Source organism: Nocardia speluncae NBRC 108251, assembly GCF_001613245.1.
Lineage (GTDB): Bacteria > Actinomycetota > Actinomycetes > Mycobacteriales > Mycobacteriaceae > Nocardia > Nocardia speluncae.
In genome coordinates this window covers 57,165-72,816 of sequence record NZ_BDBZ01000049.1, presented here as the reverse complement: position 1 = coordinate 72,816, position 15,652 = coordinate 57,165, and the positions used below count along the sequence as shown (strand labels likewise).

Annotated in this window: 14 protein-coding genes and 1 pseudogene; 5 read left to right on the top strand and 10 right to left on the bottom strand. The window is 68.2% G+C overall.

The window, feature by feature from the left end; translation table 11 throughout:
• Window positions 1-184 (bottom strand): hypothetical protein (locus tag NS6_RS35540; protein WP_210747571.1); only part of this gene is annotated, 184 nt, incomplete at its 3' end.
• 337 nt (window positions 185-521) lie between these two features.
• On the opposite strand from NS6_RS35540, the gene lexA reads away from it, so the two are divergent.
• Entirely contained in the window at window positions 522-1,193 is a 672-nt protein-coding gene (gene lexA, locus NS6_RS32745) for a transcriptional repressor LexA (protein ID WP_371859389.1), read from the top strand.
• 170 nt (window positions 1,194-1,363) lie between these two features.
• Window positions 1,364-2,077 carry a histone deacetylase gene (locus NS6_RS32740; RefSeq protein WP_245669596.1) on the top strand — a complete coding sequence of 238 codons (714 nt, stop codon included), beginning with the start codon at window positions 1,364-1,366 and terminating at the stop codon, window positions 2,075-2,077.
• 280 nt (window positions 2,078-2,357) lie between these two features.
• Here NS6_RS32740 and NS6_RS32735 read toward each other — a convergent pair whose 3' ends face one another.
• On the bottom strand, window positions 2,358-3,245 hold the full coding sequence (locus tag NS6_RS32735) for a helix-turn-helix domain-containing protein (RefSeq protein ID WP_068050088.1): 888 nt from the start codon (window positions 3,243-3,245) through the stop codon (window positions 2,358-2,360).
• Window positions 3,246-3,357: 112 nt separating this feature from the next.
• On the opposite strand from NS6_RS32735, the gene NS6_RS32730 reads away from it, so the two are divergent.
• On the top strand, window positions 3,358-4,149 hold the full coding sequence (locus NS6_RS32730) for an SDR family oxidoreductase (RefSeq protein WP_068050087.1): 792 nt from the start codon (window positions 3,358-3,360) through the stop codon (window positions 4,147-4,149).
• Between the two features lie 9 nt (window positions 4,150-4,158).
• A complete protein-coding gene (locus NS6_RS32725; RefSeq protein ID WP_068050084.1) occupies window positions 4,159-5,244 on the top strand; it encodes an NAD(P)H-dependent amine dehydrogenase family protein in 1,086 nt (361 codons plus the stop codon).
• A 54-nt stretch (window positions 5,245-5,298) separates the two neighbouring features.
• Here the strand turns inward: NS6_RS32725 and NS6_RS32720 are convergent, their stop codons facing one another.
• The 8 genes and pseudogenes from NS6_RS32720 to NS6_RS32685 form a co-directional block, all read right to left on the bottom strand.
• Window positions 5,299-5,952 carry a putative DNA-mimic protein gene (locus NS6_RS32720; protein WP_068050082.1) on the bottom strand — a complete coding sequence of 218 codons (654 nt, stop codon included), beginning with the start codon at window positions 5,950-5,952 and terminating at the stop codon, window positions 5,299-5,301.
• 249 nt (window positions 5,953-6,201) lie between these two features.
• On the bottom strand, window positions 6,202-7,347 hold the full coding sequence (locus tag NS6_RS32715) for an acyl-CoA dehydrogenase family protein (protein WP_068050080.1): 1,146 nt from the start codon (window positions 7,345-7,347) through the stop codon (window positions 6,202-6,204).
• Between the two features lie 175 nt (window positions 7,348-7,522).
• Window positions 7,523-8,422 (bottom strand): lysophospholipid acyltransferase family protein, encoded by a 900-nt coding sequence (locus NS6_RS32710; RefSeq protein ID WP_084471665.1) that lies wholly within the window; start codon window positions 8,420-8,422, stop codon window positions 7,523-7,525.
• A 123-nt stretch (window positions 8,423-8,545) separates the two neighbouring features.
• Complete coding sequence (gene hflX / locus NS6_RS32705) at window positions 8,546-10,108, bottom strand: GTPase HflX (RefSeq protein WP_084471663.1); 1,563 nt, start codon at window positions 10,106-10,108, stop codon at window positions 8,546-8,548.
• 59 nt (window positions 10,109-10,167) lie between these two features.
• Window positions 10,168-11,073 (bottom strand): diaminopimelate epimerase, encoded by a 906-nt coding sequence (gene dapF, locus NS6_RS32700; RefSeq protein WP_068050078.1) that lies wholly within the window; start codon window positions 11,071-11,073, stop codon window positions 10,168-10,170.
• 46 nt (window positions 11,074-11,119) lie between these two features.
• A complete protein-coding gene (locus NS6_RS32695; protein ID WP_068050076.1) occupies window positions 11,120-11,956 on the bottom strand; it encodes a TrmH family RNA methyltransferase in 837 nt (278 codons plus the stop codon).
• Between the two features lie 236 nt (window positions 11,957-12,192).
• A pseudogene (miaA, locus tag NS6_RS32690) lies at window positions 12,193-13,104 on the bottom strand (tRNA (adenosine(37)-N6)-dimethylallyltransferase MiaA); the annotation flags it as partial.
• Entirely contained in the window at window positions 13,101-13,877 is a 777-nt protein-coding gene (locus tag NS6_RS32685; RefSeq protein ID WP_068050074.1) for a class III extradiol ring-cleavage dioxygenase family protein, read from the bottom strand. The gene NS6_RS32685 and the pseudogene miaA, both read right to left, overlap by 4 nt.
• Before the next feature lie 364 nt (window positions 13,878-14,241).
• On the opposite strand from NS6_RS32685, the gene NS6_RS32680 reads away from it, so the two are divergent.
• Window positions 14,242-15,630, top strand: coding sequence for a DUF349 domain-containing protein (locus NS6_RS32680; protein ID WP_068050072.1), 1,389 nt, complete (start codon window positions 14,242-14,244; stop codon window positions 15,628-15,630).
• Window positions 15,631-15,652 lie beyond the last annotated feature (22 nt).

The following is a 15,652-nucleotide window of genomic DNA, read 5'->3' as shown; positions in this document are numbered from 1 at the left end:
GCCCCGGCCGCGCGACCGCGGTGCAGGGCCGGGGCGCGCGGTCGGGGTGCGGGACCCGCACCGGTGACTCGCCTTCACCTGGACGGCACGTTCCGGGCTGCCCCGGCGGGATGGGGACGGGTGCCGTTCGGGTGGTGGCGTCTTCCCACGCACCGGTGCCGGTCACGCTGATCGCAGTGTTCATCGGATGGACCTCCGTGCTGGTCGCTCGCGGAACCTCGGGCGGTATTCGATCAAATGTTCGACGAACTGATGTTCGATTTCTACCACGCAAAGGGGGATGATGTCAGTAGCAACGCCGGACATGCCTCGAACAGATGTTTGATAGATCGCAGCGGTCGGACTAGATTCACTGCACGGTATGAACTTCGAGCACGTCCGGAGTGGATCCGCCCGCCGGGCGCGGGTCCACCGGCCGCGAAGACCGACGAGAAAGGGCGGTTGTGGTGAGCCAATCAAACACGGGTGACGGGGCCGGGGCCGGCAACGGCCCCGAGCCGGCGACCGGGGCGGATCTCACCGTGCGTCAGCGCAAAGTGCTCGACGTGATCCGTTCCTCGGTGAGCCTGCGCGGCTATCCGCCCAGCATCCGCGAGATCGGTGACGCGGTGGGGCTGAACTCCACCTCCTCCGTCGCCCACCAGTTGCGCACCCTGGAACGAAAGGGCTATCTGCGCCGCGACCCCAATCGCCCACGCGCCGTGGATGTACGAGGCATGGACGAAGCAGTTCGTTCGGTCACCACATTGGCGCCCGCCGGCGCCTCGAGGGCCGCAGGAGCGGCGCCGGCCACCGAGGACAGCAACGCCGACCACCCCGTCCCCACCTACGTACCGGTACTCGGGCGGATCGCCGCCGGTGGCCCGATCCTGGCCGAACAGGCGGTGGAGGACGTGTTCCCCCTACCCCGCGAACTGGTCGGCGACGGCTCGCTGTTCTTGTTGAAAGTGGTCGGTGAGTCCATGGTCGACGCCGCGATCTGCGATGGCGACTGGGTGGTGGTGCGCCAGCAGAACGTGGCCGACAACGGCGATATCGTCGCCGCGATGCTCGACGGCGAGGCCACGGTCAAAACCTTCAAACGTAGCGGTGAGGACGTGTGGCTGATGCCGCACAATCCACTGTTCGAACCGATCCCGGGTAACGACGCACGCATCCTCGGCAAGGTCGTCACGGTGATCCGCAAGATCTGAGCGCCCACATCCCGCCGGGGCCGCAGCGAATCGTCCCGGAGGGATCCTCGCGGTGCCGGAAATCTTTCCGCCCGCCGGAAGACCGGGGCCCGCGCCGGGAACTCGCGAAGCTCGCCGGCCCGAGCCCGCGGGGTACGTGGCGCAGTGGGCAACGGAACGGGGTGAACTCGATGTCCGGAAACAACATCTCCGTAGAGCGCCCACGCTCCGGCACCGAGGGCGCCGGCCCGCCGGAGTCGGTGTGGTACGCGGCCTATGGGTCGAATGCGGACCCGGACCGCCTGTGCTGTTACCTCACCGGGGACACCCCGGACGGTGCGGTGGCAACGCCGGGCACGATTTCGAGCGATTCCGGCCGGCAGCCGGTTCGCGGTTGCCGGGACCGGACACCACCCGCCCGGTCGATCGGAATCGTTCTGCCGGGGGTGCTCTATTTCGCCACCGAATCGGCGATCTGGACCGGTGGCCGGGCGTTCTACGATCCCGCGACGCCCGCCGAAACACCCGCCCGGGCCTACCTACTCACCCGCGGGCAGTTCAGCGATATCGCTACCCAGGAGATGTACCGACCCCCCGGAACCGATCTGGATCTCACCGAGGCACTCCGCACCGGCCGGTCACGGATCGGCCCCGGCCGCTACGAAACCCTGGTGTGCCCCGGCTCCCACGAGGGCGTGCCGATCGTGACGTGCACCGCCGATCGACGCTGGCGTGACGTCCCCGGTAATCCACCGGCACCGGCCTACCTGCGCCGGATCGCCATCGGCCTGCGTGCGGCGCACCGCTGGTCCGACAGCGAGACGGCCGCCTACCTCGCCACGCGACCGGGCGCGGCGGGGCATTGGACCCCACGTATGGTCGCCGAACTGCTTCGCGACTACTGAGCGAGCCGGCCGGTCCATGCCGACTCGGAGTCGGCGCCGACGTGGAACAACAAGTGCGGGGTAGCGACAACCCCAGCGAATCGTCGCCCGTCCCGCCGCCCCACGATCAACCGATCGGCGACGAAGGGCCCGGGTGCCGGATAGACCACACTCGGCCGATCGGGTGCGCTGGGCGTGCCCGATTGCGTCGCGGCGGGGACGACCCGCCCATCGGGTGGAGACCGGTCACCGAAGCATGTCCTCCACCGAACCGGGCTGGGCGCCGCCTCGCGGTGCGCGGCTAGGCCCCGGGCTCCGGTTGCTCGCGCGCCTCCAGCGCTACCGAGATCGCCTGGGCTCCCACCTTGATGAGCTGGGCATAGCGCTGCCGGTCGGCCGGGCCCACCTCCGCGCGCAGCGGGCCGAACTGGACCTCGTAGGGCACCTCGTCGCCGTGGAAAACCGGCGCGGAGACATAGCTGACCGGAAGCGGTCGAGGGGCCGCGATATCGGCCGTGGTGTATGCCCGCGAGGTCAGCCGGGAGAGCTGGCGTAGCAGTTTCGCGCGCAGGGCAGGTTGCAGTAGTTCGGCGCCGAGCGCGCCGAACAGTTCGGTGAGAACATCGACCAGCCCGGCATCGTCGTCCTTCGGCCGGAACATCGCGAATCCGTGTGTGGTGACGAAGTAGAGCAGATCCCGCGCGCCTTCGCGGCCGGCCGCCGCGCGCAACCATCGTTCCCGTTCGGCTGCCGGCCGCCACGGCATCACCGCCGCCCCGGCCGGGTATGCCAGCGGAATCGACTGCCCCACCGACATACCCGGCACAATCGTCTCGCCCGCATAGTGCTTCGCGACGATAGTGAGCCGATCACCGGCGATCCGGCTCAGTGTCGCCCCGCATCCTGCCGCCTCCGCCAGCGCGGCAAGTTCCGCGCCGACAGCCCCGCCCGCCGCGACCGCCTCCCTGCCGGCCAGCCGGGACAGAGCCGCCCCCGGCCGGTATGCCAGGCTCGCATCGCGGGTCACCCACTGCGCGGCGCACAGTTCGGTGAGCACAGCCGTCACCGTCGCCCGAGCCAGCGAGAGCCGGTCAACGATCTCGGATACCGTGAGTGCCCGCGGTGACTCCGCGAGCAGTTCTACGACCGCCACCACCCGCCGGGTGGGCGGGGATCCCGAAGCTGCCATCGTTATCTGCTCCCTTGTCGCCGGCCCGCGCGGGCCCTACACTGCATCGACTATTCGGTATCAGTTTGTCGAATAGTCGTCATCAGCGTAGTAGACCCTTCAGGAGGAGCCCATGATTCTGGACAGGTTCCGGCTCGACGACCGAGTCGCCGTCGTCACCGGCGCGGGACGCGGTCTCGGCGCCGCTATCGCGCTGGGCTTCGCCGAGGCCGGCGCGGACGTCGTGATCGCCGCCCGCACCGAATCCGATCTGGACGCAGTCGCCGGGCAGATCCGCGCTCTCGGCCGGCGAGCCCATACCGTGGTGGCCGATCTCTCCGACGCCGACGCCTGCGCCGCGTTGGCCGGTACCGCCGCGGCGGAATTCGGGCGGCTCGACGTTGTGGTGAACAATGTCGGCGGCGCCATGCCCAAACCGCTGCTCGATACCTCTCCGGACGCCATGACGGAGGCATTCGAGTTCAATGTCGCCAACGCCCACGCCTTGATCCGGGCCGCCGTACCGATCATGCTGGATACCGCCGACGGCGGTTCGATCATCAATATCACCTCGACCATGGGCCGCCTCCCGGGCCGGGCCTTCGCTGCCTACGGCACCGCGAAGGCTGCACTCGCGCACTACACCCGGCTGTCCGCGATGGATCTGTGCCCACGAATCCGGGTCAACGCCATCGCCCCCGGCTCCATCTCGACCTCCTCGTTGAAGGTGGTCGCCGACGACGACAACCTGCGCGGAGCGCTGGAGAAGGCGACCCCGCTGGGCCGGATCGGCGATCCGGCGGATATCGCTGCCACCGCCCTGTTCCTGGCCTCACCAGCCGGCGGCTACTTGACCGGCAAGGTGATCGAAACCGACGGCGGACTGATCGCACCGAATCTCGATATGCCGATCCCGGATCTGTGAGGTGACATCATGACCTATCGCGTTGTGCACTGGGGCACCGGCAATGTCGGCAGACACGCCCTGGCCGGCATTATCGGCGACCCGCGGCTCGAGCTCGTAGGCGTTCGAGTGTCCAGCAGCGATAAAGAGGGTCGCGACGCCGGTGAGCTTGCGGGCCTCGAGATCCGGACCGGCATATCGGCAACCACCGATACGGCGGCTCTGCTCGCCGCGAAACCCGACGTGGTGGTCTACACCGCCATGACCGATAACCGGCTTGTGGAAGCTCTCGGCGATATGCGGACGATCCTGTCGGCGGGTATCGATATTGTGGCCAGCGCCCCGGTCTTCCTGCAGTACCCGTGGCAAGTCCTGCCGGACGACCTGCTGCGCCCCGTCGAGGAGGCCGCGGTGGCGGGTAGCGCCTCGCTGTTCGTCAACGGCATCGACCCGGGCTTCGCCAATGATCTACTGCCCCTGGCGCTTGCGGGTACCTGCCAACGGGTCGACCGGATCCGCTGTATGGAGATCGTCGACTACGCCACCTATGACAACGCGGCCGTGATGTTCGACATCATGGGCTTCGGGAAATCAATGGACGAAACCCCCCTGCTGCTCCAGCCCGGGGTGCTGTCCCTGGCCTGGGGCAGCGTAGTGCGGCAGTTGGCGGCCGGACTCGGGGTGGAACTGGACAGCGTCACCGAAACTCACGAAAGAATCCCCGCACCGGAGGATTTCGAGATCGCGGCGGGCTCGATCGCGGCCGGCACCACCGCCGGGCTGCGTTTCGAGGTTCGCGGAATGGTCGGCGACCAAGTGGTCACGGTGCTCGAACACGTCACCCGGCTGCGCGCCGACCTGGCCCCGGAGTGGCCGCAGCCCGCGCAGGAGGGCGGGTCCTACCGAGTGGAGATCACCGGGGAACCGCATTACAGCATGGATATCTGCCTGGCCAGCGATCACGGCGACCACAATCATGCCGGGCTGGTGGCCACGGCGATGCGCGTGGTCAATGCCATTCCCGCGGTAGTCGCGGCGGCACCGGGAATCCGCACCACCCTGGATCTGCCTCTGGTCACCGGCCCCGGACGTGAGCCGGGCGCCGGCCGCTCCTGACCGTCGCCCGTACGGTGGCGCGCGTGGTCATCCGACCCCCGCGCGCCACTGTCGTCAGCAGAAGGTGATCACGGTGCCCGCTGTCACCGAAATCCGCGCTGCCTCGTAGAAGAGCACCCAGGTCTCCCTCTCGCGGTAGAACGGGTGATCGTCGTCGTCACCGTGTGCGGCGTAGATGCTTTCGATCTCGTTATCGGACAGCTCGCCTTCATTATCGAGGGCGATGCCGAGATACGGTGCGACATAGACGAGTTCACGCAACAGTGCGACGCTCGATCCCACCATTCCGCCGGGGATTTCGAGTTCGTCGTCCGGGAAAAGTACGTGGTCGAATTCGACCGGCAGGTAGTACCCCTCGCAGTCGGAATGGCACACCAGGTGGGAATCGAACCTGTAGGTGAACTTGTCCACGGCCGGATCGTCGGCCGGATCCACCCCCGGGGCAACAGGTTCCAGCGGCCGATCGGGGTACTCCAGGGAACACGCGTAGGCGCGCCGCAGATAATGGACGAAGCTGTAGGGAACGCTGCCGGTGCGATCCCGTGCGGTGTCCGTGCCGCGATGCTCCGGTTCCTCGTGGGCCGGCAGCCCCTCTCCCTCCAGCAGCTCGTTCAGTGCCTGGAGCTCTTCCCGCAGTTCGCCGAGATACTCGAGATCATTGCGTTTCACTGCTTCGGCATAGTGATGGGTATCCAGCTCCAGACTCATGTGCGAGAGCCTAACGGTCACCACAGACAGAAACCGATAGCGCGATGCCGCAACCGAATTCACCACCGTCTGCCTGACCGAACCCGCGCGCGACCGTACCGTCCGGCGCGGCTGCGATCACGGCTACGTGCAGCCCAGTTCCCGGCTTCGCACGTTTCGGCCGGGACAGCATGACCGAGATGCCGAGGGGCAAGGCACCCGCTGGATACCCTGCCCTCGGTGAATCAATCCGTCCCGGATCGCGACCGATCAGGAAAGCTTCAGGCTGCGCCCGACGATCTCCTTCATGATCTCGGTGGTACCGCCGTAGATGGTCTGCACCCGCGCGTCCAGATAGGCTTGGGCGATCGGATATTCGCGCATATAGCCGTACCCGCCGTGCAACTGCAGGCAGCGGTCGATCAGCGCGACCTGCTCCTCGGTGCTCCACCACTTGGCCATGGCCGCGTCCTCGACCGACAGCTTCCCAGCGTTCAACTCGGTGATACAGCGGTCCACCAGTACTCGCACCGCGGTGGTCTTGGTGGCCAGCTCGGCCAGCACGAACCGGGTGTTCTGCAGCGCGCCGATCGGTTTGCCGAAGGCCTTGCGGTCACGAACGTACTGGCAGGTCATATCCAGGCAGGCTTCCATCGCCGCGGCCGCCATGACCGCGATCGAGAGCCGTTCCTGCGGCAGGTTCTGCATGAGGTGGATGAAGCCCATCCCCTCCTGACCCAGCAGATTGGCGGCGGGCACCCGGACATCGGTGAAGCTGAGTTCGGCGGTGTCCTGCGCCTTCAGGCCGAGCTTGTCCAGGTTGCGGCCGCGTTCGAAACCCGGCATACCACGCTCGACCACCAGCAGGCTGAAGCCCTGGGCGCCCTTCTCCGGGTCGGTCTGCGCGACCACGATGACGAGATCGGAGTGGATGCCGTTGGTGATGAACGTTTTCGCACCGTTGAGCACCCAGTCGTCACCGTCGCGAACTGCGCGGGTCTTGATGCCCTGCAGGTCCGAACCGGTACCCGGTTCTGTCATGGCGATGGCGGTGATGAGCTCACCGGAACAGAACTTGGGCAGCCAGCGCTTCTTCTGCTCCTCGTTGGCAAGCTCCAGCAGATACGGCGCGATAACGTCGTTGTGCAGCGAGAAACCGAGGCCGGAGTATTGTCCGCGCACCGTCTCCTCGGTGAGGATCGAGTTGTAGCGGAAATCCTGCACCCCGCCGCCGCCGTACTCCTCCGGCATCGCCATACCGAGAAAGCCTTGCTTACCGGCTTCCAGCCAGACGGAACGGTCCACGGCCCCCTGCTCCGCCCACTGGTCGTGAAACGGCGCCACATGCGTCTCGAGAAACTTGCGGTACGACTCCCGGAACAGGTCGTGCTCGGGTTCGAACAGTGTGCGCTCCACACCTACCTCCTAGTGAACACTCCGACGGGGCCGCACCGGCCCGTCGCTGTGATCCACCGTACCCGGATTGCGAATGGTTGTTTACTTCGCGCCTGGAATTGGCTGGTGTTGCTACCTCGGAGCCGATCTCCACTCCGCCTTACCATTCACCCACCGCGAGTGCGCGAGGGAACGCTCAAACCGGCAGCAGCTCACGCAGGCGCCCGGCGAGGGTGCGGCCGCGGTCGCGATCGCGTTCACCGAGCAGGAAGGTCAACTCCTCGCGTAGGGCCTTCTGCACCACAAGCGACAACTGCTGCGCGGCCTCGGCGCGATCGTTCGCCGCACACCACGGCTGCGGGTCGACCGCGGTACCGACCGAGAAATAAAAGCGCTCGGGACGCGGTATGACAGTCGGTCCCAGCCCGCGCACCAGCGGTGGGGTGAGCTCGGCGTGGATACCGAGCCCCTCGACCACGCGCCGGAGTGGGCGCAACAGCAGATCGTCCTTATCGGCGAGGATGTCGTAGGCATCATCGATCCCGATCATCGCCACCGGCAGGATCGGTACTCCGCATTCGATCGCCATCCGGGCGAAACCGGTGCGCCCCTCCCAGCGCAGCGTGTACTTCTCCCCCTTGCGGCGAATCGCCTCGCGGCCGCCACCGGGGAAGACGATCACCGCCTCACCGTGTTCGAGCAACGTCCGGCAGTTCTCCCTGGTCCCGCGTACCGAACCATAGTGGTGCAGCATATGCCGCACCCCCGGAACGCGGATCAGGACATTCTCGGCGAGACCACGGATCAGCCTGCCCCGCCGCCGCAGCACCTCCGGCAGCAGCAGCGGAGCGTCGATCAGGCCGAGCAGATTGTGGTTCGCGACCAGCAGCACCGGCCCGGACTCGGGGATATTCGACAAACCGAAGAACCGGGGGGCACTCCATGCCCGTACCGGCGCCAGCAGCGCCTCCAGGAACCGGAGGTCGGTGGTACCGAGGTCGATCGATAACGGTGCCCCGTCACTGAGCTGCGGCTGTGCCACGGCATTGCGTTGCCGGCCCCTGCCGGCAGTGGAGCGTCCGCCTGTGTTCCCCATGAATCCCTCCTGAAGTCGATCGATAGTGATTGTGAATCGACATCAGCGGTATTCACACCCGGTTATGCGAAGTCCCACACTCCGGCGGCCGGAATCAGCGCCCCCGACGCGCGGCGGTAACCGTCACGTTTCGGCGGCCCCCGCATGCGCGTAGTCGGACAGCGCGGCGGCAAGCGCACGCGGTACCCGCGCCTGCACCCGGGTGCCGTGCTCGGTGTGCTCGGACTGCGAGATCCGGCCGTCGGCGTGGATCCGGGCAAGCAGATCACCGCGGCTGTACGGGAGCAATACGCTTACTTCCACATCCAGCCCACCGAGTACTTCGCCGAGCCTGGTCCGCAGCCGTTCGATGCCGAGATCCTTGTGCACGGAAACGAATTCGGCACCCGGCAGCAGCCCGCGCAGCCTGGTGAGTCCCACCGGATCGATCTCATCGATCTTGTTGACCACGAGCAGTTCCGGGGGCGCCGGCAGACCCGATTCGCGCACCACATCGGTGACGACCTCGCGTACCGCCTTGATCTGCTCGACCGGCAGCGCATCGGAACCGTCCACCACGTGCAGCAGCAGATCGGCGCCGGTGACCTCCTCCAGCGTGGAGCGGAAGGCCTCGACCAACTGGGTGGGCAAATGCCGGACGAATCCCACGGTATCGGTGAACACCACCTCGCGACCGTCCTCCAGCTGCGCCCGGCGGGTGGTCGGATCCAGTGTGGCGAACAAGGCGTCCTGCACCAGTACCCCGGAGCCGGTCAGCGCGTTCATCAGACTCGATTTCCCGGCGTTGGTGTAGCCCACGATCGCCACGGCCGGTACACCGCTCGATGTGCGGCGCGCGCGTTTGGTGTCACGGGCGGTTTTCATCTCACGGATCTCGCGGCGCAGCTTGGCCATCCGCTCCCGGATCCGGCGGCGATCGGTTTCGATCTTGGTCTCACCGGGGCCGCGCAGACCCACGCCACCGTTGCTACCGGCCCGGCCGCCCGCCTGCCGCGACATGGATTCACCCCAGCCGCGCAGCCGCGGCAGCATGTACTCCATCTGCGCCAGCGCGACCTGTGCCTTACCCTCGCGGGAGGTGGCGTGCTGGGCGAAGATATCGAGAATCAGCGCGGTCCGATCGACCACCTTGACCTTGACGACCTTCTCCAGCGCGGTCAGCTGGGCAGGCGTGAGCTCACCATCACAGATGACGGTATCCGCGCCGGTGGACAACACCACCGCGCGCAGTTCCTCGGCCTTCCCGGAACCGATATAAGTGGCCGGGTCGGGGCGGTCACGGCGCTGGATGACCGCCTCGAGTACCTCGGATCCCGCGGTCTCGGCGAGCCTGGCCAGTTCTGCCATACTCGCGTCCGCGCTCGCGGCGCTGCCCTCGGTCCAGACCCCGACCAACACCACGCGCTCCAGGCGGAGCTGCCGGTATTCGACCTCGGTGATATCGGTGAGCTCGGTGGACAGACCGGCAACACGCCGTAACGCGCTGCGATCCTCCAGTTGGAGTTCACCCGTGGTGGGATCTGCGGCCCAGCCACCCCGGCGACCGGGCGCGGCCTGACCGCCGTCGCGACCCGCGACGCTGATATCGACAGCGTCCCCGGAATCATCCGGATCGTATCCGGATGATTCCGCGTCGAACGCTTCATGGGACCATTCGCCGGTCCCGGACGTGTCAGTGCTTCTCATACGCCTTCCATGCTGCCACCATGCGCTGGCCGGCGCATTCGATTTTCCCGGTAGGGGGTTTATTGCGCATCCCACCAGTCCGCGGCCAGCTCTCCGCTCGCCACCAGTTCGGATGGGCCGCGCAACGACGCTACGCCCGCACGGACGCCGACCCGGACCTGTCCGCCGGGAACCCGGACGGTGACTCCGCCACTGCCCGTGCTCAGGTCGAAACCGTCCGCTGCCAGCGCCGCAGCCGCTGCCGCGACCGTGCCGGTACCGCAGGACCGGGTCTCGCCGACGCCACGCTCGTATACCCGCATATCGACACTGCCGTCGGCATCGAGGCCGGTCAAGATCTCGATATTGACCCCACGCGGGAACATTGCGGGGTCATGTTCCGGGGGCGCCGTGAGGTCGAGTTCGGCCAGCGATTCGGCAGTCAGGGAGCTGTCTACGCAGGCGAGGTGCGGATTACCGACATCCACACCCAGCCCCCCGTAGCCCCGACCGGCCAGCGTGGCCGTCGATTCCCCGAGAATCCGCAGCGCGCCCATATCCACGCTCACCTCGCCGTGTACCGCACCGGCGGTGTGCACGACGACGGGGCGCGCGCCCGCCCGGCTACCCACCACGAAACGGTCGCTTGCGGCCAGCCCGCGGTACGCCAGGTAGTGGGCGAAAACGCGCACCCCGTTCCCGCACATCTCGGCAACCGAACCGTCGGCGTTGCGGTAATCCATGAACCAATCGTCGGGGCCCACTCCCGCGGGTAGTTCCGCCAGCACACCGGCCGCATGTAACCGCCCGGCGCGCGCGATCCGCAGCACACCGTCGGCGCCCAGCCCGCGGCGCCGGTCACACAGCGCCGTCACGCGGGCGGGAGTGAGGTCCAGCCGCACCTGCGGGTCGGGAAGCACCACGAAATCGTTCTGGGTGCCGTGACCCTTGGTGAATTCGACGGCTTCCCCGTTACGGGTGCTCACGTCTTCGCCTCCGTGCACGTCGGTAGGTTCTCCTCGGTCGCTATTCTCATCTGGCAAACGTCCGGCGCTGCCGGGAAATTTCGTACAGCGCCACCGCCGCGGCCGACGGCGCACCCAGCGAGCTGGCGGTTCCTCCCATCGGAATGGTGACCGTATCGTCGCAGGCCGCAGACCACGCAGCGCTCATACCGCCGGTCTCGTTGCCGAGCACCAGGATCGTGGCATCGATCAGATCCTGATCGAAAACGGCGCGGTCGCCACGCTCGTCGGTACCCACGATCCGCGTGGGTATCCCCCGCTCGACCTGCCGGTCCCGGAACGCAAGTACGTCAGCCGGACCCGCCACCCGCAGCACCGGCATCGAGAACAGTGAACCGGTGGACGCCCGGACGCACCGCGGGTCGTACTGGTCGGCGCCGTGCCCGCTGACCACCACCGCCGAGGCACCGAACGCATCGGCGGACCGGATGAGAGTGCCGAGGTTGCCCGGCGAGTTCGGGCGATCGAACACGACGACAACCGGGGCTTCACCGGGCTCGCCGACCTCGTGGCCGGCGAGCCCGGCAGGGACCTGCTCGGCGACCGCGACCAGTTCGGGGGCGCCTGCACTCTTCTCCCCCAGTTCCGCCATCAGCTCCGGTGCCAGCCCGACGACCGGCACCGGACTGCTGTCGAGAACCTCCCGCGCCCACACAGACAGTCCGGGCTCATCGCCCAGCCGGTACAGCAGGGTTTCCAACGGCCAGTCGCAGGCCAATGCCTGCGTGATCGGCCGGACTCCGTGCACCAGGAACCGACCGTCCCGATTCCGGGTGGTCCGGTTGTCCAAATAGGCCGTCCATACCTGGACAGCGGCATTGCGGCTGTGTATCTGCCGGGTCACGGCGGGGTGGACTCCTTCGTTGTGGGTTCTTCCGCCGGAGAGGCCGAGGGATCGTGCCTCACCTGCTCGTTCGAGTCGCGCGCCGGCGGTGCAGCAGGGTCGGTGGCCGGCGGCGCCCCGGGATGCCGCGCCGAGAACGCGGCGTTACCCGGCGTGCCGGAGACCGTGGCAGGGCGCCCGCCGGTACCTGTGACTGTGCCGGAACGAGCCCCGGGGCGCGCGATATCGGAGCCACCCGAGTCTTCCAGCAGCGATAGAGCGACCCCGGTGGCCGCCGGGTTCGCCGCATCCACCCAGCGCACCCGGTGATCCCGGCGGAACCAGGAGCGCTGCCGCCGGACGTAACGCCGGGTGCCGATGAAGGTGCGCTCCCGGGCAGCGTCGAGGTCGTACTCCTGATCAAGAAACGCCAGCACCTGGGCATACCCGATCGCACGGCGCGCGGTCTGTCCCTCCCGCAAACCGCGGCCGATCAGCCCGCGCACCTCCTCGACCAGGCCCGTATCGAACATCGACGCCGTCCGCTGTGCAATCCGCGCGTCCAGCTCGGAGGTGTCGCGATCCACGCCCAGGATCCGGGTTCCCCAGCGCGGTTCCCCGACCGCCGGTGCCGACGCCGCGAAGGGTTTGCCGGTCAGTTCGACGACCTCCAGCGCGCGCACCATCCGGCGGCCGTCGGTGGGCAGAATGGTGGCCGCGGCGGCCGGATCCGCCCGCCGCAATGCGGCATGCACGGCGGCGACACCGCCCTCGGCCAGCAATGCCTCCCAGGTTGCGCGCACCTGCGGATCGGTGGCCGGGAACTCCCACCGGTCCAGCAGCGCCTGCACGTACATCATCGAACCGCCGACGATGATCGGGAGCCGCCCGCGCGCCATGATCGCCTCGATATCGGCCGACGCGGCCGCCTGGTAGGCAGCGACCGTCGCGGTTTCGGCCACCTCGAGCACGTCGAGCTGGTGATGCGGGATACCGCGGCGCTGATCACGCAGAAGTTTCGCGGTCCCGATATCCATCCCCCGGTACAGCTGCATGGCGTCGATATTGACGATCTCGGCGTCGAGCCGTTCGGCCAGCTCGAGCGCGAGATCCGATTTGCCGGTGGCAGTGGGCCCGACCACCGCGATCGGGCGAATGGTCTCGGTCACCGGCCCGACCCGCCCGGTCGCCACAGCCCGCCGTAATAGCCGACTCCGTAGGGCGCGCCCCGGTACCATTCGGCTACCACGGGCGGTTCCGGGTCACCGGCGAAGAGACCGGCCAGCGCCTGGTAAGCGGCCCGCCCGGACAACATCAGCTCGGCGCACAGCGCGGGATCCAGATCGAGCAGCGCGGCGCGGTCACCGGCGGACAGGGCCCGCTCCAATCCGGTTTGCACGCCCTCCGCGCGGGGGTCGAAATAGCCGGGTGCGGCCTTCGACAGGGTCGCGGCACCGTCCGCGACGATCAGGACGGCACGCGGCTCGTCCACCGAATCGAGTTCGGCCCGCAATTCGGCGCCGGCCTCGGCACATCGCGCCGGCGAACTGCCGGCCGCCAGCAACTGTGCCCGGACCAGGGCAGCCGGTGCGACCTCCCCCCGCAACCAGCCGGCGATGAGCACCGCCAAGGGCAGGCCGGGATCCGGTCCGGATGTCCCGGGCGGCCCGCCGAGCGATACCGCCACATCCGGGCCGAAGCCCCGGAACGTGCCCCTGACGCCGGAGTCGTACTCCTGGTCGGTGGCGTCGACTCCCAGTACGGTCCACTGCGACGCCACCCCGGCCAACTCCCGTCCGATGGTGAGAACGGCAGCCCGCAATGCGGCCACGGCAGGTTCTCCCGGAGCTACCGGAGCAGCCGCACCGGCGGGTGCCGCGCCACCGCACAGTTCGGGAACCAGAACCGGCGGCGAGGGGATGAGAGCCGCAAGACAGAACACGACGTCAACCGTAGCCCGTGCCCGTTCAGCAGGACTGCGCTCGGTAGCTCCGGCACGACCGTGCCCGGGGGACGGGTATGAGTGTCTCTCCCGGAAACCTGGTGGCAATTGCTAGGGTGCGAGGTATCCGGAAGCGGTGCCGGTCGGTCCGGATCCGCAGGTCGGGCCGTATGCGCCGGTTCAGCGCAGCCGCGGCCCGGAGCGCGAAGCAGGCGAACGGCGGGACCGGCATCACGCCCGTGCAGGCCTTACCGAGCGGTGGATGTGGCCAGATCGAGCGGGCGTAGCCAGAATGAGCAGAGCATAGCCATAATGCGCAGCGCGTAAACCAGGCAGCCGTGACGCGCGGCAGGGACGAGGAGCAATGACCCACAGCAACGGAACCGCCAAACCCGGCCCCGGCACAGCCGGCCGCCCGTCGCCCGCTCCCAAACCCGGTAACCGTCCCAAACCCGGCGAGCCGCACCCGTCGCCCGCCGCGATGAAACCGGCGGGTCCGGCCACCGAACACCCGCATCCGGTCGTGGTGCCCGCCACCACGGATCCGAGTAGGTGGGGCCGGGTGGACGAGGACGGCACCGCATGGGTGAAGACCTCCGACGGAGAACGGATCGTCGGCTCCTGGCAGGCCGGTAACGCCGCCGACGGGCTCGCGCATTTCGGCCGCCGGTTCGACGATCTCGCCACCGAGGTCGCCCTACTCGAAGCCCGCCTCGCCGCCGGCACCGACGCCCGCAAGACCAAGGCCGCCGCCCTGGCACTGGCCGAAACCCTGCCCACGGCCGCCGTCATCGGCGATATCGAAGGGCTGGCGGCCCGCCTGCGCGCCATCGCCGAACACTCCGAGGAAGCGGCAGCGCACGCCAAGGAGGAGAAAGAGCGCGCCCGGCACGAGCACACCGAACGCAAAGAGGCGCTCGCCGCCGAGGCCGAGCAGATCGCCGCGGAATCCACCCAGTGGAAGGCCGCCGGCGACCGGCTGCGCGAAATCCTCGACGAATGGAAAACCATCCGCGGCGTCGACCGAAAGGTCGACGATGCGTTGTGGCGGCGGTATTCGAAAGCACGCGAGGCGTTCAACCGCCGCCGCGGCGCGCATTTCGCCGAACTCGACCGGGAACGCGCCGCCGCAAAGACCCGCAAGGAAGAACTGTGCGTACGCGCGGAGGAACTGTCCGGTTCCACCGATTGGCCGGCGACGGCCGCGGTGTTCCGGGAGCTTCTCGTCGAATGGAAGAACGCCGGCCGGGCTCCGCGGGAGGCCGACGAAGCGCTGTGGCGGCGTTTCAAGAGCGCCCAGGACGTGTTCTTCGCCGCCCGCAACGACGCGGCCTCCGAACGCGACGCCGAATTCGCCGATAACGCGACCGCGAAAGAAGAACTGCTCAGCAGCTACGAACCGCTGATAGACCCCGGCGCCGACCTCGAAGGCGCCCGGGCGTCACTGCGTGACCTGCAGGAACGCTGGGATGCAATCGGCAGGGTGCCCCGCGAGCGGATGCACGACCTGGAAGGCCGGCTCCGGGCACTGGAGAAGCGGGTACGCCAGGCGGCCGACGCGCAGTGGCGCCGGACCGATCCGGAGGCGCTGGCCCGGGCGGCGCAATTCCGCGAACGGGTGGCGCAGTTCGAAGAACAGGCGGCGAAGGCCGACGCCGCGGGTAAGACCCGCGATGCGGAGAAGGCACTCGAACAGGCCCGCCAGTGGCGGGAATGGGCCGAGGCCGCGGAGGGCGCGGTCAGCAACCTCTGAGCAGCACCGGCGATCGGCCCGG

What these genes read in the sequence shown, in the direction of transcription:
- NS6_RS32720 (WP_068050082.1), bottom strand. Translation starts at nt 5,952, where the DNA reads ATGAGTCTGGAGCTGGATACCCATCACTATGCCGAAGCAGTGAAACGC.
- NS6_RS32680 (WP_068050072.1), top strand. Translation starts at nt 14,242, where the DNA reads ATGACCCACAGCAACGGAACCGCCAAACCCGGCCCCGGCACAGCCGGC.
- NS6_RS32730 (WP_068050087.1), top strand. Translation starts at nt 3,358, where the DNA reads ATGATTCTGGACAGGTTCCGGCTCGACGACCGAGTCGCCGTCGTCACC.
- NS6_RS32735 (WP_068050088.1), bottom strand. Translation starts at nt 3,245, where the DNA reads ATGGCAGCTTCGGGATCCCCGCCCACCCGGCGGGTGGTGGCGGTCGTA.
- hflX (WP_084471663.1), bottom strand. Translation starts at nt 10,108, where the DNA reads ATGAGAAGCACTGACACGTCCGGGACCGGCGAATGGTCCCATGAAGCG.
- NS6_RS32710 (WP_084471665.1), bottom strand. Translation starts at nt 8,422, where the DNA reads ATGGGGAACACAGGCGGACGCTCCACTGCCGGCAGGGGCCGGCAACGC.
- NS6_RS32725 (WP_068050084.1), top strand. Translation starts at nt 4,159, where the DNA reads ATGACCTATCGCGTTGTGCACTGGGGCACCGGCAATGTCGGCAGACAC.
- NS6_RS32740 (WP_245669596.1), top strand. Translation starts at nt 1,364, where the DNA reads ATGTCCGGAAACAACATCTCCGTAGAGCGCCCACGCTCCGGCACCGAG.